The sequence below is a fragment of the Bradyrhizobium iriomotense genome (assembly GCF_030160715.1).
Classification (GTDB): domain Bacteria; phylum Pseudomonadota; class Alphaproteobacteria; order Rhizobiales; family Xanthobacteraceae; genus Bradyrhizobium; species Bradyrhizobium iriomotense.
The window spans coordinates 142,046-164,087 of record NZ_BSOW01000021.1; the positions used below are offsets into that span (position 1 = coordinate 142,046).

The 22,042-nt window shown below is 60.1% G+C and carries 17 protein-coding genes and 2 pseudogenes; 11 read left to right on the plus strand and 8 right to left on the minus strand.

Annotated features, from left to right (window positions below; translation table 11 throughout):
* Positions 1-290: 290 nt before the first annotated feature.
* A pseudogene (locus QQL28_RS28010) lies at positions 291-492 on the minus strand (transposase); the annotation flags it as partial.
* Positions 493-849: 357 nt separating this feature from the next.
* Here QQL28_RS28010 and QQL28_RS28020 point away from each other — a divergent pair.
* The 4 genes and pseudogenes from QQL28_RS28020 to QQL28_RS28035 all read left to right on the plus strand — a co-directional run bounded on the left by QQL28_RS28020 (position 850) and on the right by QQL28_RS28035 (position 4,804).
* Entirely contained in the window at positions 850-1,575 is a 726-nt protein-coding gene (locus QQL28_RS28020; protein WP_431309650.1) for a gluconate 2-dehydrogenase subunit 3 family protein, read from the plus strand.
* 12 nt (positions 1,576-1,587) lie between these two features.
* Entirely contained in the window at positions 1,588-3,354 is a 1,767-nt protein-coding gene (locus QQL28_RS28025) for a GMC family oxidoreductase (RefSeq protein WP_284270676.1), read from the plus strand.
* A gap of 309 nt (positions 3,355-3,663) precedes the next feature.
* A pseudogene (locus tag QQL28_RS28030) lies at positions 3,664-3,831 on the plus strand (IS3 family transposase); the annotation flags it as partial.
* A 241-nt stretch (positions 3,832-4,072) separates the two neighbouring features.
* Positions 4,073-4,804, plus strand: a complete 732-nt coding sequence (locus QQL28_RS28035) for a cupin domain-containing protein (RefSeq protein ID WP_284270678.1) — start codon at positions 4,073-4,075, stop codon at positions 4,802-4,804.
* A gap of 320 nt (positions 4,805-5,124) precedes the next feature.
* Here the strand turns inward: QQL28_RS28035 and QQL28_RS28040 are convergent, their stop codons facing one another.
* The 5 genes from QQL28_RS28040 to QQL28_RS28060 all read right to left on the minus strand — a co-directional run bounded on the left by QQL28_RS28040 (position 5,125) and on the right by QQL28_RS28060 (position 10,771).
* Positions 5,125-5,493: a VOC family protein gene (locus QQL28_RS28040; protein ID WP_284270679.1), complete on the minus strand. Its 369-nt coding sequence runs from the start codon at positions 5,491-5,493 to the stop codon at positions 5,125-5,127.
* 354 nt (positions 5,494-5,847) lie between these two features.
* Positions 5,848-6,945, minus strand: a complete 1,098-nt coding sequence (locus tag QQL28_RS28045) for an ABC transporter ATP-binding protein (RefSeq protein ID WP_284270681.1) — start codon at positions 6,943-6,945, stop codon at positions 5,848-5,850.
* 4 nt (positions 6,946-6,949) lie between these two features.
* Positions 6,950-8,053 (minus strand): carbohydrate ABC transporter permease, encoded by a 1,104-nt coding sequence (locus QQL28_RS28050; protein WP_431309651.1) that lies wholly within the window; start codon positions 8,051-8,053, stop codon positions 6,950-6,952.
* Positions 8,054-8,130: 77 nt separating this feature from the next.
* Positions 8,131-9,288: a carbohydrate ABC transporter permease gene (locus QQL28_RS28055; RefSeq protein ID WP_284270685.1), complete on the minus strand. Its 1,158-nt coding sequence runs from the start codon at positions 9,286-9,288 to the stop codon at positions 8,131-8,133.
* Positions 9,289-9,295: 7 nt separating this feature from the next.
* Positions 9,296-10,771, minus strand: coding sequence for an ABC transporter substrate-binding protein (locus tag QQL28_RS28060; RefSeq protein ID WP_284270687.1), 1,476 nt, complete (start codon positions 10,769-10,771; stop codon positions 9,296-9,298).
* Between the two features lie 369 nt (positions 10,772-11,140).
* Between QQL28_RS28060 and QQL28_RS28065 the strand changes: the two genes are divergently transcribed.
* Complete coding sequence (locus QQL28_RS28065) at positions 11,141-11,482, plus strand: cupin domain-containing protein (RefSeq protein ID WP_284270689.1); 342 nt, start codon at positions 11,141-11,143, stop codon at positions 11,480-11,482.
* A gap of 227 nt (positions 11,483-11,709) precedes the next feature.
* Here QQL28_RS28065 and QQL28_RS28070 read toward each other — a convergent pair whose 3' ends face one another.
* Positions 11,710-11,886 carry a hypothetical protein gene (locus QQL28_RS28070; protein WP_284270691.1) on the minus strand — a complete coding sequence of 59 codons (177 nt, stop codon included), beginning with the start codon at positions 11,884-11,886 and terminating at the stop codon, positions 11,710-11,712.
* Positions 11,858-12,451, minus strand: coding sequence for a DUF1349 domain-containing protein (locus tag QQL28_RS28075; protein ID WP_284270692.1), 594 nt, complete (start codon positions 12,449-12,451; stop codon positions 11,858-11,860). The genes QQL28_RS28070 and QQL28_RS28075 overlap by 29 nt, the downstream gene beginning before the upstream one ends.
* Positions 12,452-13,007: 556 nt before the next feature.
* Here QQL28_RS28075 and QQL28_RS28080 point away from each other — a divergent pair.
* The 6 genes from QQL28_RS28080 to QQL28_RS28105 form a co-directional block, all read left to right on the plus strand.
* Positions 13,008-13,547, plus strand: a complete 540-nt coding sequence (locus tag QQL28_RS28080; protein ID WP_284270694.1) for a phosphotransferase — start codon at positions 13,008-13,010, stop codon at positions 13,545-13,547.
* 673 nt (positions 13,548-14,220) lie between these two features.
* Positions 14,221-14,472, plus strand: a complete 252-nt coding sequence (locus QQL28_RS28085) for a hypothetical protein (protein WP_284270696.1) — start codon at positions 14,221-14,223, stop codon at positions 14,470-14,472.
* Between the two features lie 229 nt (positions 14,473-14,701).
* Positions 14,702-14,911: a hypothetical protein gene (locus tag QQL28_RS28090; RefSeq protein ID WP_284270698.1), complete on the plus strand. Its 210-nt coding sequence runs from the start codon at positions 14,702-14,704 to the stop codon at positions 14,909-14,911.
* Positions 14,912-15,274: 363 nt separating this feature from the next.
* Positions 15,275-16,252, plus strand: coding sequence for an amino acid ABC transporter substrate-binding protein (locus tag QQL28_RS28095; protein ID WP_284270700.1), 978 nt, complete (start codon positions 15,275-15,277; stop codon positions 16,250-16,252).
* 1,303 nt (positions 16,253-17,555) lie between these two features.
* Complete coding sequence (locus tag QQL28_RS28100) at positions 17,556-20,798, plus strand: hypothetical protein (protein WP_284270701.1); 3,243 nt, start codon at positions 17,556-17,558, stop codon at positions 20,796-20,798.
* Between the two features lie 955 nt (positions 20,799-21,753).
* On the plus strand, positions 21,754-22,042 hold a 289-nt coding region (locus QQL28_RS28105), incomplete at its 3' end, for a ParB N-terminal domain-containing protein (protein ID WP_284270702.1).

Sequence of the window (22,042 nt, forward strand, 5' to 3'; positions counted from 1 at the left end):
CACAATGCATTCGAAAGCCCGAGCAAACATGGCGCGATAGTACGCGCCTCGGCGTGCGCAAACAATATCAGCGGTGAGACGTCATTCCCTGCTAACAGGGAATTCAGCAGGGAAATGGCCATGGCGAAGCGCCACCGGGCTCGCCAAAAATCCAGAAAACCTCTGCGAATTCCGGCTTCCGAGGCAGCGGAGGTGCGACCACATAACAGGGAAATTTCGGATCTGATCAGGGAATGAGCGCGCCAGAACAGGGAATCCGCAGTCTCCAGGATGTCAGGATGCTTGCGTTTGCGACCCCAGGCACCAGTGCGCCGCCAACGGACAAAGCGGTTGTAGCAAGTGGTGTAGGACCAAACGCCTCCGGCAGATCGCGCCAGGGTGCTCCGGATCGCAAGACCCGGAAGATGCCACTAAGGAGAGGAACGCCGCGCGGCTTGTTAGGCAGCATCGCTTAATGGCAAGCCATTCCTCGTCGGAGAGTTCATAGCGCATGTTCGGCCCCGTCGGTCGGGGCCTTGAGTCATGGCGTGGGAGCCAGCTTCAATGAGCGTTGGTCAACGGCGACTCGGTCGCGATGCGTCCGAAAGCGGACGTACTATGCTCGCTGTGAGTTTTGTTGAGTTTGACCCATTGCGGTCATAAGCCACGTTGAAACCCCGCAGTGCAGCAGTCGCACGCAGCACTGAGGCGTGCTATCTTTTGCTCGGAGCACGAGAGGATTGCTACGCTCGGCGGCGCCGATTCATGGCCGCTAGCCTACAGCAGGCGACAATGCCTGTGATCGGACTACTGTAGCGCAGCATCATACAGTCTCATCTCCCGGAGGATTTCATGGCTGACGATGAAGGCATGCGCAGACGCGATGTCTTGAAAGGTCTTGGAGTCACCGGAGCCGTGGCCGGAATCGTTGCGACCACTGTTCCACCCGAAGTTCAGGAAGCCGAGGCGCAGGCCGCAGCGCCGCATGCTCATGCTGTGTCGCGCGACGGCCAATCGGCTGACGGCTTTCGGTTCTTCACTCCGCAAGAGGCTGCGATTGTCGTCGCGCTGGTCGATACATTGATTCCAAAGGACGATGTTGGTCCCGGCGGGGTTGAAGTCGGCGTGCCGATCTTCATCGATCGCGAGTTGGCCGGCGCCTATGGCCGGGGCGCGCGTATGTATCTTGATGGACCGTTCGGCCAAGGCACGCCGCAGCAAGGCTACCAGCTGCCGCTGCCGCCCGCCGATCTCTATCGCATCGGCATTGCCGACCTCAATGCTTGGTGCGTCGAGACGCGCGGCGGAAAGACCTTCGACGAGTTGTCGCCCGCCGATCGCACCACGGCGCTCAAGGCGATCGAAGCCGGACAAGCGGAATTTGCCCAGGTGCCCGCGCGCAATTTCTTCAGTGTCCTACTGCAGAACACCATGGAAGGGTATTTTGCCGATCCGATGTACGGGGGGAATCGCAACAGCGCGGTGTGGAAGATGATCGGCTTTCCCGGCGCGATCGGGATGTATCGCGAAGTAATCGAAAAATATCGCAACAAGCGATACGACGTCGAACCGAAGTCGATTCAGGACCTGAGCTGAGAGAGCCCGACGATGGCAGCGAAACTCAAATCAACTGACATCGTCATTGTCGGGCTCGGCTGGACCGGAGGCATTCTTGCCAAGGAGCTCGCCGAAACTGGCCTTTCCATCGTCGTGCTGGAACGCGGTGGCCCGCGCGACACCAATCCCGATTTCATGTACCCGACTGTTCACGACGAGCTGCGCTATGCGCAGCGCCATGAATTGATGCAAAATGTCTCACGCGAGACGCTGACTTTCCGCAACAACGCGAGCGAGACGGCGTTGCCGATGCGCCAGCTCGGCTCGTTCCTGCCAGGCGAAGGGGTGGGCGGCGCAGGCGTACACTGGAACGGCGTGCCCTGGCGCTGGCTGCCGTGGGACCACGAGCCGCTGACGCAGACGCTCGCCCGCTACGGCCCGGGCGTCATTCCGCCGGACATGCAGATGCTCGACTGGGGCGTCTCCTATGACGAACTCGAGCCCTACTACGACAAGTTCGAATATCTCTGCGGGGTCTCTGGGAAGGCTGGCAACTTGCGCGGGCAGAAGATCGACGGCGGCAACGTGTTCGAAGGACCGCGCCAGCGCGACTATCCCAACCCGCCGATGCTCCAAACCCATGCGGGAGCGTTGTTCGAGAAGGCGGCGAAAAGTCTTGGCTATCACCCCTTTCCCGGACCGTCCGCCAACACGTCGCAACCTTACGTCAATCCCGACGGCGTTGCCTTCGGCGCTTGCCACTATTGCGGCTATTGCGAGCGTTTCGGTTGTGAGGTGAACGCCAAGGCAAGCGCGCATTTCACGGTCATCCCGCTGGCTGCGCGCAAGAGCAACGTCGAGATGCGCACCAACGCGCGCGTCATGAAGGTCAACCTCGACGCCGCAAAGACGCGCGCCGAGAGCGTGACCTATATCGATGCCGCGGGCCGCGAATTCGAGCAGCCAGCCGGGCTCGTGGTCCTCTGCGCTTATGCACTCGGCAACGTGCATCTGATGCTGCTCTCAGGCATCGGCAAGCCCTACGACCCGACCACTGGCGCCGGCGTCGTCGGCCGCAACTACGCCTACCAGATCGGCAGCGGCGCCATCGTGTTCTTCGATGAGAAGACCTGGATCAACTCGTTCATGGGCGCCGGTGCGCTGGCCGTCAATATCGACGACTTCAATACCGGCAGCTTTGATCACGTGAAGGAAGGATTCATCGGCGGCGGCGGAATCTCCACGTCAAGCAGCGGCGGCCGGCCGATCGGCTTCCGCCCGGTGCCGCCCGGCACCCCGGCCTGGGGCACGGAGTGGAAGCGGGCGGTGGTGCGCCATTACAACCATACGCTTGCCATCGGCAACCAGGGCAGCGTCATGGCCTATCGCCAGAACTATCTCGATCTCGACCCGACCTATCGCGATCGCTATGGGCGATCGCTGCTGCGCATGACCTTCGATTTTCATGCCAACGAGCAGAAGCAGGCGAATTTCCTCGCCGACATCTGCGTAAGGATCGGGCAGGCGATGGGCGCCGAGCGCGTCGTGCGGAGTGGGCCGCCCCAGCACTACAGTATCGTCCCCTATCAAAGCACCCACAACACGGGGGGCGCGGCGATGGGGACCGATCCCAGGACCAGTGCGCTCAATCGCTACTGTCAGACCTGGGACGTGTCGAATGTGTTCGTCACCGGCGCATGCGCCTTTCCGCAGAACGCAGGTAAGGCCCCCACCGGGCCGGTCGGCGCGCTCGCCTATTGGACGGCAGATGCCATCAAGCGCTACCTGAACAATCCGGGATCGCTGGTGCCGACGTAGAAACGCAATCCCGGTGAGGTCGCCTTTTGGCCCTTCTGCGACCTCGGGCAATGTCCGCTCTTCCGCCGCTGTTGAGAGTTGAGCGGACTTCAGTCGGCCAGTCGCTTAATGAGTACACGCCCTGGTCACCCGCGAAGCCCCGTGGCTTATCCCTCCTCGTCGTCCGGAGGCCGATCGATCCGCGGCCGGGTCATCGGCGGCGGTCCAGCGAAACGGATATACGCATCGCATTCTTGCAAATGTGCGGAGACTTTCAAAACGGATTGGCGGAAGTCGTCAGGGTCTTTGTCAGCGCCGGTTACGGCGTCCCGGCGGCCTCACTCGTCGCTGAACTACCTCACCCCTGCGGCCTATGCCGCCCACCTCACCGCAACGGACGACCGGCTACGCAACCCCGACCAGCTCCGCCGATCGTCCGTTGCTCCACCCGCGCCACTTGGCGTACAAAACCCCGAGACTCTAACCGCCGCTGGATGAAAGTTCGGTGGCAGGTCACAAAGTGCGAAGAACTCAGTGTGAGCAAATCTAGTCCGCTGTGCCCCAGTAGGCGGACGTCAATGAGAGATGTCGCTACTTCGCTGATGGGCCAACTCCCGACATCCCCTCTAGCAGCACGGCGCAGCCGTCCTACGAATTTAGAAGTCAGGAGTTCGAGTCTCTTCGGAGGGGCGCCGTTTCGGAAAACCGATCGGGCGCCGCACATAGAACTCGAGCTGAATTGGCTCGTTTGCTTCTTGCCTCCACGGCTGGCTGGCGTACCGTTGCGCTTCCCTCAGCGACGGAGACGGTCATGGCCTCGGTGCTGCGGCTCTACGAGGATACCCTGTCCAACACGGCCGAGCCGGTGGGACTGCCGCCGGTGCCGCGCATGATATTCGTCGTGCACGGCGCGGCGACCATCGGCGGCAGCGCGGTGAGCGACGGCGAGACCTGGCACGGCGAGGCCGACGTCATGCTCGCGCCGGGCGTCAGCGGCGTCACCGCCTGGCGCTTCGAGCTCGTGCCGGAGCGCGCCGGCGATGCCCCGCTGCTCGCTGCCGGCATCCGCTCGCAACTCAAGCTCGCGGCGCGGCTCGATACCCTGCGGGCCGGCGAGCTGCTGATGCGCGGCGACAGCGTCGCCTTCCCTCCGGGCGGCTGCGCCTACCTGCACCGCCACCAGGGCCCCGGGATCCGCTGCCTGATCGAGGGCGGCATCCGCATCGACACCGACGGCCGCTCGACCTCGTATGGCCCGGGCGCCGCCTGGTATGAGTCCGGCCCTGCCCCGGTGTTCGCCCAGGCGGCGGCCGACCGGCCGAGCCGCTTCATCCGCGTGTTGATCCTGCCACGTACGCTCCTGGGAAAGAGCTCGATCCAGTACGTCAACGAGGACGACAAGGCGAAGCCCAAGTCGCAGCAGTACCGCGTCTTCGTTGACGCCCCCATTAAGCACGATCCGGCTGATTGAGCGTTTCACATAATGGCCGGATGGACTGCGGGTTGCTGCTCGCCCGCCCGACGAGGTGATCGAACGAGCCGCGTGCCGAATGACCGCTCCGGGTCACGAGCGTCGTCCGCTGCGTATTGCGCATCACAGCAAAATGGCCCGCTTTTGTCGGAGATGGGTCAATCGCGTCGGTTTAGTCCTCCCGCGGTGGCTTCCGGTCAGCCCCGTTGAGCGGACATCTTCAGTGCCATCGCAAGGTCTCAAACGGGCCAGGACCTGACTCACGCACTCACAAGGACAATTTCTCGAACATCTCATCGCTGCAGCGGAGGGGTTGAAGCTCACTGCGGTGCGGTCATGAGTTCGAGCACATGGCCGTCAGGGTCGCGAAAATAGACGCCGCGGCCGCCGTTCCAGTCGTTGAGCTTACCGTCGTCGAGGCTCCACGGTGCGCTGCCATAGGCGAGCTTCGCCTCACGAATGCGACCGAAGATGGCATCGAAATCGGCATCGTTGACGTGGAAGGCGTAGTGGTGGCTCTCGAACTCCTCGTCGTCGTCGAAAAGGAGCGTGAGCGTCTCGTTGATACGTACCGACGCGAAATGGCCACCTTTCGGATCGGCATGGAGACCAAAAATGCACGCAAAAAATTTCGCCGCTGCCCTCTTGTCGCGAGCAGGGACGATGGTGTGGTTTAGGGTGATGGTCATCGTAAAACCTCTCTCTCAAGACGTCGAGACGTATCGGCATGCTCAAGACAAACAATAGATAGGTCTTGCAGGTTGTGGCGCGAAGGGGCCTCACCGGACTGCAGGATCCGTCACGACTAAAGTCTGGGAAGATCCGGCCACTCGCGCTACTTTTTGCCCGTTCGCCTGATGTCTGCTTATCCCCAACACGAAGGACGACGATGGTCACGTCTGGATTGTCAGTGCCTGAAAAAAGAAACTGTGGTCGTCTCAATAATCCACTCTTTGGCGGGATATTCCAAGATGCCGACTCAGATCCGCAAGATATTGATCATCAATGCGATGGTATCCTTGCGGGTGGAACAAAGCGTCCGCTCAGCGCACGCGTAGGCCACTTTCAGCATCGAAAACGAATGTGCGTGACGGCGTCAGCGAGACACCGATGCGCTCGCCTTGCCTGCCGGCAAACTGCTTGGGGGCCTTCACGGCGATGAAGTCATTTTCGACTTTGACCGTCACAAGTGTGTGGTCGCCGATCAGTTCGTTGGCGTAAATTTCGCCCTTCAGATCGCCCTTGTCGTGCTCAACGATCGTGCAGTCTTCAGGTCGCACGCCGAGGACGGCCTTCGCGATCTTGCCTGACACCGGTGACATCAGCTGGGCTCCGTGGCCCATGAAGGCCCGGCCATCCAGAGTCCCATGGATGATATTCATAGGCGGTGAGCCGATGAACTGGGCGACGAACAGATTGACAGGATCATTGTACGTGTTCACCGGCGTATCGAGCTGCTGCAAAACTCCCTTTTCCAGAATCGCGACCCGGTGAGCCAGGGTCATGGCTTCAATCTGGTCGTGAGTAACATAGATGGTCGTGATGCCCAGCGACTGCTGCATATGTTTCAATTCGGCGCGCATGTGACCACGAAGCTTGGCATCGAGATTTGAAAGCGGCTCATCCATGAGAAACACCGACGGGCGGCGGATGATGGCCCGAGCCAGCGCGACCCGCTGACGCTGGCCTCCGGATAGCTCTCGGGGGTAGCGATTGAGCAGGGTCTGGAGTTGAACCTGAGCGGCAGCCTCCTTGATCGCGGCGGCACGCTCAGCTTCGGGAACGCGGCGAACCTTGAGCGGAAAGCCGATATTCTCGGCCACTGTCTTGTGCGGGTAAAGCGCGTAGGACTGAAACACCATGGAGATGTCGCGGTATTTCGGCAAAATGTCGCTAACATCGCGGTCGCCGATCAATACGCGGCCGGCGCTGGCCGTCTCGAGGCCGGAGAGAATGCGGAGCGCGGTGGTCTTTCCTGAGCCGGAAGCGCCGAGCAGTACCAGGAACTCGCCCGGCGCGACCTCGAGATCGAATTCCTCGAGAACCTTCACGCTGCCGAAATATTTCCGCACCTTGTCGAAACGGACCGGGACTTGGCGAACCGGGAACTGGCGAGCGGCGCCTGACATCGTATTGCTCATCCGCTCATCCCTTGACCGCGCCAAGCAGGACGCCCTTGGCGATATAGCGCTGCAACACGATAGCCATGATGATCACTGGAAGGATCATGATCATGATGATGGCACACATTTCCCACCAGAGAATGCCGCGCTCCCCCGTGTTCTTGGCGGCAACCATGATCGGCATGGTCAGCGCGCGAGCGGTCGTGAGGAAGATCGCAAAGAGATACTCGTTCCAATTGAGGATCAGCGTCAGCAGGGTGGTTGCAGCGAGCCCCGGACGGGTCAAGGGCAACACGATGTCCCAAAAGATTTCGAAGCGTGATGAGCCATCGAGTTGTGCCGATTCCTCCAGTTCAACGGGAAGATTCGCGAAAAAGTCATGCATGAGCCAGACGACGATTGGCAGATTGGCTACCGCATAGACGATGATCAGCGCGAGGTGCGTGTCGATCATGCGGACCGACTGAAACATCATGTAGACAGGAATGATGACGACGATCGGCGGCAATATGCGCTGAGACACGATCCAGAACAGAATGTCGTTATTTCCGAGCGTGGTCTTGAAACCGCGCCCGAGGCTGCGGGCCAGAAGGAAGAACAGGGCGAGGCCAACGGAGCCTGAAATCGCCCAGTGAACGTCGAAATAATTGGACGCGACGATGGCCGACAGGGCCAGCAGCACGAACACCACGATGTTCCCGAACTTCGGCTTGTAACTGATACGCGCCAGTGCGTAGGCAGCCATGGACCCGACCGCAATGCAAAGCGCGGTGGCGCCGAAACTGATCACGAAGGAGTTCGTATAGGCCAGGTAGACCTTGCAAATCTGCGGCTCCATTCTTTCGATCTTGATAACGGGCGAAACAATGAAGGCGAACAGATTGTTGAGCAGCAGGACAAGCTGGCGGCCGACGGAATAGGCATCGCAATAGGGGTCTGTTGCGAATTGCGCAGTCCAACCCTTCAGCGTCGGCTGGAAATCGACAAAGGGGATGAAGAACGGCCCGTTGTTGACGGTCCACGCATCCTTGAACGCCGTAATGACCACCCAATAGATCGGAAAGAGGACGAACAGCGACCAGAACAACAGGATCGCCCAGGCCACAAGGTTGGCCACAGGGGACATCTTGCCCACGGCAGGCGGCTCGAACAGCCGTTGTCTGAGGGACCGGTCCGCCTTGGAAATCCTGTAAGTCGCCCCGCTCATGCCCGCGCCCTGCGCAATCGTTTGAGGACCACATAGTTGAAGAACGAGGAGCACACGACCACGGTCAATATCAGGAGAAGATAGGCCACGGCGGCGGAATCACCCATGTTGTTGGCACGCCAGAGAAACAGCGAATGCAGTGTCATTGACTCGGTCGCGATCCCGGGCCCTCCTGCCGTCATGATGTTTGGCAGATCCACGATCTTGAACGCCTCGATCATGCGAATGAGCATGACGGTTGCGGCAACGGGAAGAATCTGCGGCCAGGTGATCTCGCGGAAGGTCTGGAAACTGGAGGCCCCATCGACCTGAGCGGCCTCGACATGATCCTTGGGCACGTTCTCCAGTGCGGCCAGCAAAACGATGAAGATGAACGGGATCCATTGCCAGGAGTCCCCCAGGATAACGAACCAGCGCGCGGCCCAGGCATCGGTTGACCACGCCCAGTTGCCGAGACCGACCAATTGCCAGAAGGGCTGGAACGGACCTTTGGTCACATCGAGAATCATCTTGAAGGCATAGCCCACCCCGAGGGGGGTGATCATAAGGGGGATGAAGAACAGGACGCGGAAGAAATTCTTGCCGCTCACAGGCTGCGAACACAGGAACGCCAGCATCAGGCCGATGACGAATTGGACGGAGCAACCGACGACGACATAGAACAGGGTATTGAGCAGCGTGCCCCATTGATTGCCTGACAGCAGCGTGGCGGCGAACAGAAGCGCGACGAACATCGCCATGGCGGCGGTGATCAACCGCCCGGCCAGGCCGACCCAGCTCACTCCGCTGACGACGGCGCGATAGAGCCACCACAAGAGAGCGCCAGCGATCAGGAGGCTGAAGACCCAGCCGGCCACGCTCATGCTCGTGAAGCGGCCAAGGAAGTGAACCTGCTGGTTGCCGGCAAATTGGGCCGCGAAGTTCTCGAACCAAACCGTCCGGAATTTGAGACCGGTGGCCGAGAACCTTACATGACTGATCGCGAAGACGATCGTGTAGAAGGTTGGGAAAATCGCAAAGAGCAGGACAAGTGTAACAGCCGGAGCGATGAAAAACGTTCTCGAATGGCGGTCAAACCATTCGCCCCAGCTTTCACCCTTAGAAAGTCCAGCCGGGGAAATCCCCGGCTGGCTCGTAGCGGTCCCATCAGACATCAGGCTCTCACTTTGCAGGTCCGGCAGCGAGTGCCATCTGCTTGATCTGCTCGTCGCGGCCGAAGTCTTTGGTGATTTTTTCCCAGCCGGCCTCGATGTTCTTCAAGGCCTCGTCCACGGTGATCTCGCCAGCCATATAGCGCGCCAGCTCTGTGTCGAGCACGACGCCGGTGTACTGCTGCGCACCGGGAATCTTGAGGTCCGAAGCCATATTGGGATTGTTGAGGGCATCGTTGATGGCGCCCATGTAGTTCTTGGCAAGGCCCTCATCCATGCCTGATTTCACCCAAAGATCCGTGCTCTTGAGCTGGCTGAGGCGGTAAGGGTTGAAGCCCGTCCAGCCCATGGTCACGTCGACGTTGGATTGTTCTTTCTGACTGATGAACGACAAGAAGTCGTAGGCCGCCTGCTTTACCTTGGGATCCGACTTGGCGTTGACGGCGCCGCCCCAGCCGCCAAAGGCCGAGAACGGAGCATAGTTGATGCCGTCGATCGCATTCGGTGCAGACTCTTTGCTGACAGGAACAAGCTTGCCGGTCTTGCGGTCCAAAACTTCCTTCGAACCGACATTGGTGGCGTAGAGCTTGTTCTTGATCCCCTTTGCGTCGTCTTCGAGCTGGAGCGGACCCGGATCGCCCCATTCGATCAGGAGGCCGCAGCGGCCCGACTTGAACAAGGCACGGGTGTCGCCGATGTCCATGTTCAGTTCTTCAGGCGGTCCATATTTGCTTGTCTCCTTGTAGAGTTCAAAGGCCTTCTTCCAGCCGGCATTGTTGACAAGGGGCTTCATTGTGGCGTTTTCGAACTGAAAGCCCTGGGCCGTACCCTGGGTCTGAACGATCGTCGAAGCGATCGTCTGTACGGCGAAATAGCTCTGCGCGTTCCGTTTCTTGAAGATGCAGGAGCCATAGCCTGGCTTGCCGTCGCCGCTCATGTCCTGGCCGTTGATCGCCTTGGCAATGGCGAGATAGTCGTCCCAGGTCTTGGGCGGCTGCAGGTTGTTCTTTTCCAGGATGTCCTTCCGGTAATAGACCATCTGGAAGTCGCCATCGACCTGAATCACCATCGTATGCCCGCCGATCTTTTGGGCAAACTCGCGGAAATAGGGAGCGATGTCCTGGAGGTCGATCTTCCCGTCCTTCGCTATGTAGGGATCGAGGTTTTCGAGCAACCCTGCCGCCGCGAGCTCGACACCCCAGCCGGCGGCGAAGACCGCAACATCAATGGAATTCGTTCCCGTGGACCAGTCTTGCTGAACCTTCGGGAAGATCTCGGCATACGGCACCTCATTGACGATGATTTTGGCGCCCGTCAGCTTCTCGAATTCCTTGCCGCGCTGGGACACTGCGCCTGCGATGACGGGTCCCGGGCGCGTCAGGATGTTGATCGTAATGCCGTCATACTGGCCGGCACCGGCGATGCCCGACCACCCGCACAAGGCGACAGCCGACGCGGCAGCTGCCGCAAGCTTTCGAATGTCCATAGGTCCCTCCCGTGTACATTTTTATTGAAGTGCCGGGCCTGAGCCCACGCAATCCGCAGCCTACAGCATTTCGCTGTCCGGAAAAGCCGGAGCATTCTTAATTTGCTGATTGGCGCGCCATCCTTCCGGCCTGGACCTGGTGTGCAAGCGCAGCAAGACCGAGTGCAGGCATGCCCATCGGCACCGCGCCGGCCGAGAAATGGCCCTCCACCTCGCCGCCAACCTAAGCCTCCCGAGATCGGCTGTGGGTCAGAATGCGAAGAACTCAACGTGAGCAAATCCGGTCCGCTATGCTCCGTTGAACGGACCTAAATGGGGCGCTACGTAGGCTTGTAGATAATTCGGCTCTGGAAAGGCGTGGGAATATCGATGACAATCCAGCCAGGCAATCTATTCGCCGATGTGGCAGATGTTTCGGCCGCAAACATAGGGGAAGAGGCGTTCAGCGAAATCCTCGCGCGGCCCGGCTTGAAGATCGAGCGCATTATATCGCATGGGCAAACTAGTCCGCCGGGCTTCTGGTATGATCAGGCCTGGAACGAGTGGGTGATCGTGCTGAAAGGGCGCGCCACATTGCAGTTCGAACATGAGCTTGCCGCGCGATCGCTGGGCGTGGGGGATTACGTCTTCATCCCTGCAAGGAAACGCCATCGCGTCGAGTGGACGGAGCCGCAACAGCCAACGGTCTGGCTCGCCGTCCATTTCGAGTGAGCGCTTATCGCAATCGGATCGGCCGAGTGCGGAGATCGACCAGTCTATTGGTCCGCATTCGCGCACGGTGATGCACCGCCGTGGATCAGGACCGCTTTGGGTCACGAACGTCGATTGGCTATGACCGCAGCTACGTCCGGTGAACCCCACAAAGCCGACGCCAAAGTGAGGGTTGAGGTTCGACGCTAAGGGCCAATTCCGGACTTACGCATCGCGCACAAGCGATGCTACTCGATCACCTCGTCGGCGAGCGCCAATAAAGTGGAAGGCACGGTAATGCCGAGCGATTTGGCGGTCTTGAGATTGAGAACGAACGTAAACTTGCTCGCCTGCTCGACGGGGAAGATCGCCTGGACTTCGCGTGATGCCCAGTCCTCAGCCGAGATCGTGGAGGTCCTTGCCAAGCGGCGCTATCAGACGAAACGACGAGAAGGCGACCTTCAACCCGGCCCGCTCGGGTGTGCAGGCCATCGGCCCCACAAGGTAGGAGCTGGCCTTGGGGAATGGCGCCAGCCGCACGAGCGGCCAGAGCTTGCCATCGGCCGAAACCTGGAGGCGAAGGACACCGTTGGCGACGGTTGCGCGCACCCAGAAGTCGCCGGCATCGTGCTCATAGGGTGCAGTCGCCCAGTCCGATTGCCCGTCGGTCAGCACGCTCGCAAGCATGGCGCGTCCGTCCGAGAACTCGATCCCGGCCTTGACCCAATGGTTCGCGCCGATGCGCACCATGATGCCTGCCTGGTCGTAGAGCGCCTGGAAGTCGCCCTGCACGCGTAACTCGGCGGTGAATGCCTCGGCGGTCGGAAAGCCCAGAAAATGCCCGCTATCGCGGGTAAAGCCGTAATGAGTTTCTCGCCAGAAATCCGTGGCCTTGTTGGTGACGATCTGAAGGCTGTCGCCCTGCGCGGTCCACCGTTCAGGTTCATTCAGCCACACACCATCGCTTCTGCGAAAGATCGAACCGCTCACGTTGAACCTCGATTGGCAGTGCTAGTCGACGTCACGCAATCCTACGCACGAGCAATCCGCAACGCACGGCAAATTGATGTCCTTTTTGGCTCGGATATCGGACATCGACGGTTGGCGAAGGCGTATCCGCTAAGGGCAAATCGCGCGTCGCTTCGCGATTCTGGCAAACGTTGGCCGGGGACAAGCCACGACTATGGCTGGCAGCCAAGATCGCGGGAGCGTTCTCTTTTGCCCGCCGTCGGCGTTTGATCGGGACCGGCGGGAGGACAAGCGATCCGGGGATCCCTCGGGGAGAAAATCAACCAGGGCGGCACGGCGGACATCCACGCCTGGACGCCAGGTCAGGTCGTAAAACTGTTCAAGGAAGGTTTCTCGCCGCGGCTCGGCCAGCAAGAGGCGCGGATGACCCAGGCAGTCTTCGCCGCCGGTGTGCCCGCGCCGGAGGTGTTCGGCGAGGTGACGCTCGACGGCCGCTTCGGCATCGTGCTCGGCCGCCTCGACGGACCGACACTGCTGCAGGTCACGCGCAGCGGCGCCGTGACGTTCGCTCAGGCGGGTGCGATTCTTGCGTCCCTCGGCCTGTCCGTTCACAGGATGTCGCCGCCGCCGGAGGCCTTTCATCTGCGCGGCTGGATGGACAACGCCTTCGGGCTCTCGGGCGACATCGTGCCCCAAGCACATCGCCTCCGGCATTCTCGCGCTGATCGACCGCCTGCAGCAGCCGGGGGACGGGCTATGCCATGGCGACATCCACCCCGAAAACGTGATCATGACGGCGGACGGTCCGCGGCTGATCGACTGGACCTTTTCGATCCGCGCGCCTGCGGCCCTCGATCATGGGTTTGCTCACATCAGCCTGACCGAGTTTGCCCTCGACGTCACCGACAATCCGCAGCGGCCGCTTGCGGTCAATGCGGCCGCGCAATCCGAGTACGCGCGGCTGTCCGGCAAGCCGGTAGCGGCGCTGAGGCAAGCGATGGAGACCTGGCTGCCGATCGCGATCGTCCGCTACTTCCTGCTTATGGGCAGGCCGACAAGCGAGCGATGGCGGCGGATGATGCAGCGCGCCGAAGCGGCCCTGCGTCCGCAGGACTGAATCCTTCATCGCGCGCGTGGCCGTCGATGCGGCTGCTCAGTGTCGGCTCCGGGTCAGAAGCGCTGGTCGAGGGCCGCAGCGCCGATGTCCGGTCCGGCTACAGCGGACCTCATGCTGCTTCCGACCATTTTCGTCTTCGGGCGAGACGCGGCTCTCGTTTCATTGCGAATGTAACTCCGCGAGCAATCGACCCATCCGTCTCCGCGTCAGCCGCCAGCTGCGCAGCCAACCGCCTATTACTTCTTCATCAGTAGTTGCCTGTGCAGACGCGGCCTACTTTTCGGCAAAGGAATCCAGGAGCGACCGAAACCGCTTCCTGATCTCGTCCGCCTGATAAAGGTATTTGCGACTGAACTCTAACGTCAAGACGCCCCATTGCGCCCCGGTCGGCTCCGCAATCGTGCAACCAGGATTCTTGTCCGTGATCCTATCGCAGGCAAAAGTCAAAGGGCCTTCAGTCGTAGGGTCATAAGCGCCGGTCGAGCACCGAGCGGTTAATGTCCGATCTACCCGGCGGACCTATGCGGCTTCCTGAGCCTCTTCGCCTTCGGGCCAACAGCCGACATCCCGCCCTTCCTGTCCCCCCTTTTTACAGGTTATCCTGCCTTTCAGCTTAGGCCCTTGGGGCAAGGCTAAGGTCGCAGCCCCATCAAGGGTTAAAAGGACAAGCTCGATGACCACAATCAAGCTCTTGGCGACCGGATTGATCGCGATCACCGTGCTTACAACGACCGCCGTGGCTCGCCAGAAATTTGCAGCCGGGCGAACGCGCATCACAGTACACGGCACGCCCTGTGATATATTCAATACCGGCCCCGGCGGCTGCTGGATTGTCTGGGAGAGCATTCCAATATGGTTCGGTCCATCGGTCCGGGGCGTGCCCGGCCGTATTTGCGACGATGGAGACAATGCGAGGATATGTTGAGATGCGGAGGCTAGGAGGCGCGCCGCGTCATCCGAGGCCATCGCCGCGCGGCGGCTTCAGCGTGCAGTGATCCCCGCCGGATTGATTCACAATTTGGCCGATCTATCTCAGGCCGATGTTGTGTGAGCTTTGCCGCGCCGACCAGGGCCGCCAAGTTTCCTTCCGGTCCCAACTGGCTTCACGAGATCAAGTACGATGGACCATGTGCTTCCAAAAAAGGAGCGTACCGATGCCTCACCTAAGGGAAAAGCAACGCGAAGCCCGCCGGAAGATCATTCGCCAATGGGCGAAGCTTCCGAAGAATAAACGGCAGTCTATGGAGGGGATTTCTGAATTCGCCAGAACCGCCGCACAGCAGAACGAAAACGCATTCATACGCAGTCATCGCGATCCGTATGAAAAGATCATGAGCTGGCTAATGCCGCGTGCTCATCTCTGAACGACCGAGCCTTCTGCACATCCTTCGAATACGCGATGGGGCGTGATCCATAGCTAGTGGTCGCTTGTTGGCCCATTTCTTCAGTTGGCGCAGTGCACCGGTATGTCTGAAGTTGGGGGTAGATCGGACGTGGCTGGCCAACTGCAAGAATGTCGAGAATGCCCCCCAGCGGACATTCCGCAAGCACATCACTAACGTAGGCGACCTTAGGGATAGCGTGCCCGAGGCCGCCATCGGCCAGCTCTTTCATGATCGTTCCGGTAAACTCTCTGATCTGATAGCATTTGCGCCGCTGGGGTGGACCCTTCAGGTTCGGGAGACGTCCCATGTCCAGAGTCACCGCGACCCTCGCCGCGTTGGTGATTGCTTTGCCAGACCGGCCCCGCTTCCTCTCAACAGGGAGCATCGCCGGTACGCGAACCTGTTCGGATCGGCGCAACGATGTCGATCACCGGCAAGGCCTACTCGGTTCAAGGCGGATACGGCCGCGAGGGGTACCTGCTCTGTCAGAAGCACCTGAACATGCAGGGCGGCCTGCTCGGCAGGCCGGTCGAATTCCTGATCTACGACGATGAGTCCGATGAAAAGACCGCGGCACGTCTTTATGAGAGGCTGATTGTGGAGGACAAGGTCGACGCCATTCTCGGGCCCTATGGGACGGCGATCACGGAGGCCGTTGCCGACATTCCCGACAAGCATCGCAAGGTGATGGTTGCCGCAAACGCTGCGACAAGCTCGATCTGGGAAAAGGGACGCCGGTACCTGATCATGGTGCTCGCGCCAGTGGATTCAGCGGCCAGCGGCGCACTCGACCTTGCAGCGCGCAACGGGCTGAAGAAAGTGGCGATCATCAATCAGGATGCGCTGCTGCCGAAGGCGGTCGCGAAGACCACAAACGAGCTCGCGAAAAGCAAGGGCTTAGATGTCGTGGCCTTCGAGGCTTATCCAGATGGGACCAGCGATTTTTCTCCCCTGCTGAAAAAGATGCAGGAAACTGCGCCGGACCTATTGGTCATAGCATCTGTGCGGCTCGATGACCACGTGACGATCCTCCGACAAATGCGGGGGATGAATTTCGATGCAAAGATGGTGAGCAATTTGCCCTATGGCTTGCTGCCGGAATTTTATCAGCAGCTTGGGAAGGACGCCGAATTCGTCTATAGCGCGACCTTCTGGGAGGCAGGCCTGCCGAACCCTGGCAACCGTGACTTCGTTGCGGCATATCAATCGGAATTCAACCGCGCTCCGGCTGTTCAATCCGCGAACTCGTATGCCGGCTGCCAGCTTTTTGCCGAGGCGGTGCGACAGGCGGGCACCACGGGGTCTGAAAAGCTTCGCTAGGCGCTCCTGTCGCTCAAGACTAAGACGATCCTCGGCGACTTTGCGATAGACCAGCGCGGCTTCCAGACCGGGCAGAAGGCGGTGACGATCCAGTGGCAGGACGGAAAGCAGGCCGTAGTTTGGCCGGACGGGCTAGGATCCGCGCCGCGTTTCCCCACGCCGAATTGGGCGAGCCGTTAGGGCGCGCCGCTGTCGTGGCTTGAGAGTCCGCTCATAGCCCATCGCAGTATACTGCGCTGCCGCACGAACTTGGTCGCTATAGGAGCAAAAGCGGACGTAGTCACCAATTACATGACGCCGCCGGGTTTATAGGTACACGGCCTAATGTTGCCGATTACGACCCAAATGAACGCTCTGTGTGTGTTGGCATCCTGCCGTTGAAGAGGTCTCTGTTAGCGCCCTGACTGCGTGCGCACCTCGATGCTGACACGAGCATGAGCGGCCTGAAGAAAGCTCGGCGGTCGGACGCGAGCGGAGGAAAACGTGACCGCGCAATAAGCGACAAGTTCCTAATCAGCCAGGATGCCTGATTGGACCATTGACAGGCAATGGCCGCGGCAACATCAGCGGGACGTCGGCCATGCGCGCCTACAATCCCGCAGATCCCGGCGAACCTGGTCTATCCGATGCTGCAACCGGCCCTTAACTATCAGAAGTTACAATGCTTGGCGGGGGCTTATTCCGTGTCTGAGGAGTAGAATATGACACGTGGACGTAAGCCGGGATCAAGGTCTGTGCATCCGGACGTTTTCCCTTTCATCTGGATTTCAGTCCGCGATTGGTGTGAGCGCGAAGAAGCGCGCACCGGAAAATCATCCGTCAAAAAGGCTTGCGACGCGCTGGCAAGTATAGGCATTCGATCCGCTATTGGCGGGAACCGAGACGCCTTGGCGGATGCGAATGCCAAGCGAAAAAAGCGGTGGCCTTGCTTCGAAATCGATCCTGTCAGCTCGAGGCTGCGCCCTTCCGCAGCCGGACCGATCTTCATAAGCCACGCTATAACCAACGGAGACAGCTTACGGGCCCGATATTACGAGGCGAATCGAATCGCCAAGTCTGACCCGCGGGTGCGGGCCGCGTGGATCAACATGTGGCGGCAAATGCAAGAGGCCGAGGCGCGCCAGGCCGCAGCAAAGCCGCGCAATCTTGTTGCGAATTAATTGTACAGGTCTGCCGAGCGAGATGGATCGGTTCAACCACGGTGTTCGGCGCCGTGGCAGGAAGCGACAAAGCAACCACACTACCTACCTCAGGAAAACTACCTTATCCTTGGGGGAGTGGAAACTGTGCTATATGCGCCGACATGCCCACACGTCGCGAAGTGCTGGGGGCAGGCATGCTAAGCTTGGGCCTCAATTTATCCTCTGTCGCAGCCTTTGCGAAAGCGGCACCTGTTGCCCAGGATATTGCGCCCGCTGCATACCGCTCGACGACGCAGACCTATTGCGCGGGCCAGTTCAACGGAGGTTCTACCTTCCTTCCGCCGTTTGGCGCTGAATGGTCTGTCAGCATCTGGGCGCGCATGCCGCCATCGACCACGAACTTTACCGGTGGCTATATCTTCAACATCGCAGTGTCGGGCACCACGCAATCAAAGGCCACCGGCGACGGCACAGAGCAGCAACTCGCACTCGGCTACTCGGGGACCGTTCCCCTCAGCAACAGCGGTAACAGATTTAAGTTTTTCTTGGCAGGCACGGACAAGGCGCTAACAAAAATCTCGACCACGTCTTTGAACGGCACCGGCATTGATGCCGCCGCTTTCGGCATCTCGTCCGAAGCGCAGGACGATCACAAGTATGAGAACCACCCGGCGCTTTATACGGTCCAGTACCGCAGCGGGAATATTGAGGTGTGGCAGACGTTCCGCAGCGAGCGGCCCCGCCTCATCATGTCCAAGACCTGCACATTTACCGGGTTCGACAGCCCGCGGCTTTCTTGCACTTGGGGCACTTTGCTCAACCTGCAATTCAATTCGTCGGTTGAAGTCGAAATGCCGATCTACATGCCGGATCGGTCGCTTTCAGAGAATGAGATTGCTCAGATCGCCGACGGCATCAACCCCGTGACGCTCGGCAACTTCGCAAACGCACACCCGTTTGCAGTCATGCGGTTTGCGAGCATCTCGAACGGAGGATCAACCGGCAGCGACACTTCGTCGAAGGCGACACCGAACGACGGCAAGACGGTGACGTTGAACGGTCAGGTCTTCACCTTCAAGGATGCGCCCGTCGATCCAGTTCTGGATATTCAGACGGCAACGCACTCGGTTGCTTCCAATGCGTCCGTAAGCTCTACGACAGACGTCTTTACAAAAACAGCGCACGGCCTCCAAAACGATTGGAAGGTCACGGTGTCCGGCTCTAAGTGGACATCTGGCCTTCCCGCGGCGCAGTTCTACTATGTTGTGAACGCGGCGGCCGATACATGGCAACTGTCGCTGACGCAGGGCGGCGCGGCACTCGACATCGCGAACGGCAGCAGCGTTGTCGACGTCAACACGACACCGGAGACAATCAGTAAGCTGGTTGCCCGTCTGAACTCGCTGACGCCGCTTCAAGGCGGCGCGAGCGATGCGCAGTATATCCACGTCGGCTCTGATGGGCTTGCCATCAAGCATCGCAACGCCGGCCCGGCTGGCGAAGCATTCGCCTTCGACACGACCTGCACGTCGAAGATGCCGACCGCGAAGCACCTTTCCTGCACCGCCATTCTGTTTACGGACGCGGCAGGGTTCGTCGATGGGATGGTCGGCTCCTACGGCGTCACGCGCACCCGCAACAACGCGTGGGTGACGACTGGTCTTGGCGAACTCGCGCCGAATACGCAGGTCACCGGCTCCGTCCGCATTGATAGTTGGGCCTGCGGCACCGTCATCCAGCACAAGGGCGCGATCGGTTATTTCAACCTGACCGGCATCTTCACTGGCGCTACGCCCGGAGGCGTGCTGATCAAGGTCACTGACCTTTCGTCCGGCTCGGTGGTGCAAGATTGGACCTCCGTGACAGGCTTTGCGGCGGACGCCAGCGCCAAGACTTGGAGCGGAAGGTTTGCCTGCCCGAAGGGAAAACGCTGGCTTAGTTTCCAGCTGCGCAAACTCGGATCCAGTCAGGTCACTCAGCAGTCCACGGTTCCGATCGGCGTCGGCGAGGTCGTCATCCAACAGGGTGACAGCATCCAAGGCATCATGGGCAGCCTCTGCGCCGGCACGGTGACCCCGAACGGCTTCATCTCGCGCTACAACTATAGCGGAAGTGGCTCGTGGCAGCGCATGTATGGCAGTACGTCGAACATTGCTGTGTTGGGCGCAGGCGAAGCCGTATACGCCAACAAGCTTTCAAACGACGGCGACTGTGTCGTCGGGATCATCAGCGTCGTCATTGGCGGCTCGAGAGTCTCCAATTTTACGGGCGCCCGCAACCTCGCCAACGTCAACGCTGCCCTAAACAAGATCGCGCTATGCGACACGTCGCAGGTAGCTTGTAAGGCTGGCTGGTACATCTGGGATCAAGGCGCGGCCGATAGCGGTAGCGGGTACGGCGCCAAACTTGACAGTCTATATTCGTGGGTGCGGACGAACTTCGGCAACGACATCGTCTTCGGCGAAGTGTTCCTTTCGAACCGTCAGCCAAACGCGGCGGATGCTACGCAGGGTTACCAGTCGGTCCGCAAGGGGCAGGTCGACTGGATTGCGAGCAAGATCGCCGATCCGCTGATCGTTGCCCTCTGCGACGATCACTTCTTCTGGTCCAACACCACGGACGGGGCACATCCGAAAGACGCCACTGACATGGAGCTCAGGGGCGAGATGCAAGCCATGTCCATGCTGAAGTATCGCGGCGTTTCGGCTTACGACGGTTTTGGTCCGATGCCGGTGTCGGCGACCCGCAGCGGTGCCGTTATCGACGTGAAGTTCCAGCACAACGGCGGCACAGGGCTTCAGACGTGGCAGGCCGGCAACGTCACCGGCTTTGACGTCGTCAAGGCGTCTGTAGGGTTCAACCCGTCGTACGTGGCGACCTTCGCCGCCGTCGATGCTACGGCGGATACCATCTCTTGGTCGGGGAACCCTGCCGCCAACGGCGACAAGGTCATAATTTCCCCAATCGCGACGATGCCGGGCGGCATCGCTAGGGGTACGGCTTACTATATTGTCAACAAAAGCGGCGACAGCGTGCAGCTTGCAACGACGCCGGGCGGCTCTCCGATCGATATCACGTCGAACGGAAGCAGCGCGTGTGTCTTCGGCGTCACTCCGGTGCTAGACATCTCGTCAGCGATCATTCTTGACGCCAACACGGTGCGTATCACGCTGGCTACTGATCCCGGTGAGGCTGTGCAGGTCAACTACTTGTGGGGCATGCCGGGGCGCAAGACGATCGACCCCGATCCGAGGCTCAGCGTTTCGGGCAGGGAGGCTATGACGTCTCTGACCGCGCAGTCGAATATCCTGTTCGACAACTACGCCATGGCTTACGCGAGTACGCACCTCCCGGGCCGTCCCGCTCGCCCGACTTCAAGCGCGCCGCTGCAAACCGCCGCCTAAAATTCAATGTCTCAGGGTAAGCGTCCATTTCTCGCACACTTTTCCTGTGCTTCGCCAACACGATCTGTTCTCGCTCTCGGTTTGCAGATGAGGAGAGCGAGATGGTGGACGAGAGTGGAGCGTGGACGCGTCAGAGCGAAGCTTTCTTCGCGGCCACCGCCAACTACCATGACCTGCGGACCTGCCTCACAAGCCCGAAGAAAGCTCAGGGCTAAGGGGCTGGTCGGCGGCTCCCCGGTCAGGAATGGTGGTCGGGTTCGCCGCATGAACGGACGAACGGCAGTGGCAACGTCAGCGTGACGTCGGCTATGCGCGCTTACAACCCCGCAGATCCCGGCGAACCTGGTCCGCCCGATACTGCAACCGGCCCTTAACTATCAGAAGTTACAATGCTTGGCGGGGGCTTATTCCGTGTCTGAGGAGTAGAATATGACACGTGGACGTAAGCCGGGATCAAGGTCTGTGCATCCGGACGTTTTCCCTTTCATCTGGATTTCAGTCCGCGATTGGTGTGAGCGCGAAGAAGCGCGCACCGGAAAATCATCCGTCAAAAAGGCTTGCGACGCGCTGGCAAGTATAGGCATTCGATCCGCTATTGGCGGGAACCGAGACGCCTTGGCGGATGCGAATGCCAAGCGAAAAAAGCGGTGGCCTTGCTTCGAAATCGATCCTGTCAGCTCGAGGCTGCGCCCTTCCGCAGCCGGATCGATCTTCATAAGCCACGCTATAACCAACGGAGACAGCTTACGGGCCCGATATTACGAGGCGAATCGAATCGCCAAGTCTGACCCGCGGGTGCGGGCCGCGTGGATCAAGATGTGGCGGCAAATGCAAGAGGCCGAGGCGCGCCAGGCCGCAGCAAAGCCGCGCAATCTTGTTGCGAATTAATTGTACAGGTCTGCCGAGCGATCTGAGGGTAATTGAGATGCTCCGCCCATCAACCGGAGCACTCGAAATGACCACGCCCGATCAGAAGCCTCCCGAACGCCCTGCCCGGGGGTCCGTAACAACGAAATCCGCACCGCGCCCCCGCCGCAACGTGGCGACGAATGTCGGTTTGATCGAGATCGAGATTCACTATCGTGCGGTGGTAGATCTCATTCTCGACTCCCGCAACCCACGGCAGCATTCCCAGGTTCAGGTGAACCTGATCGCGGACAGCATCCGCGAATTTGGGTTCGTCATGCCGATCGTGGTTGACGACACCCGGCAGGTGGTGATCGGGCACGGCCGGGTGCTCGCAG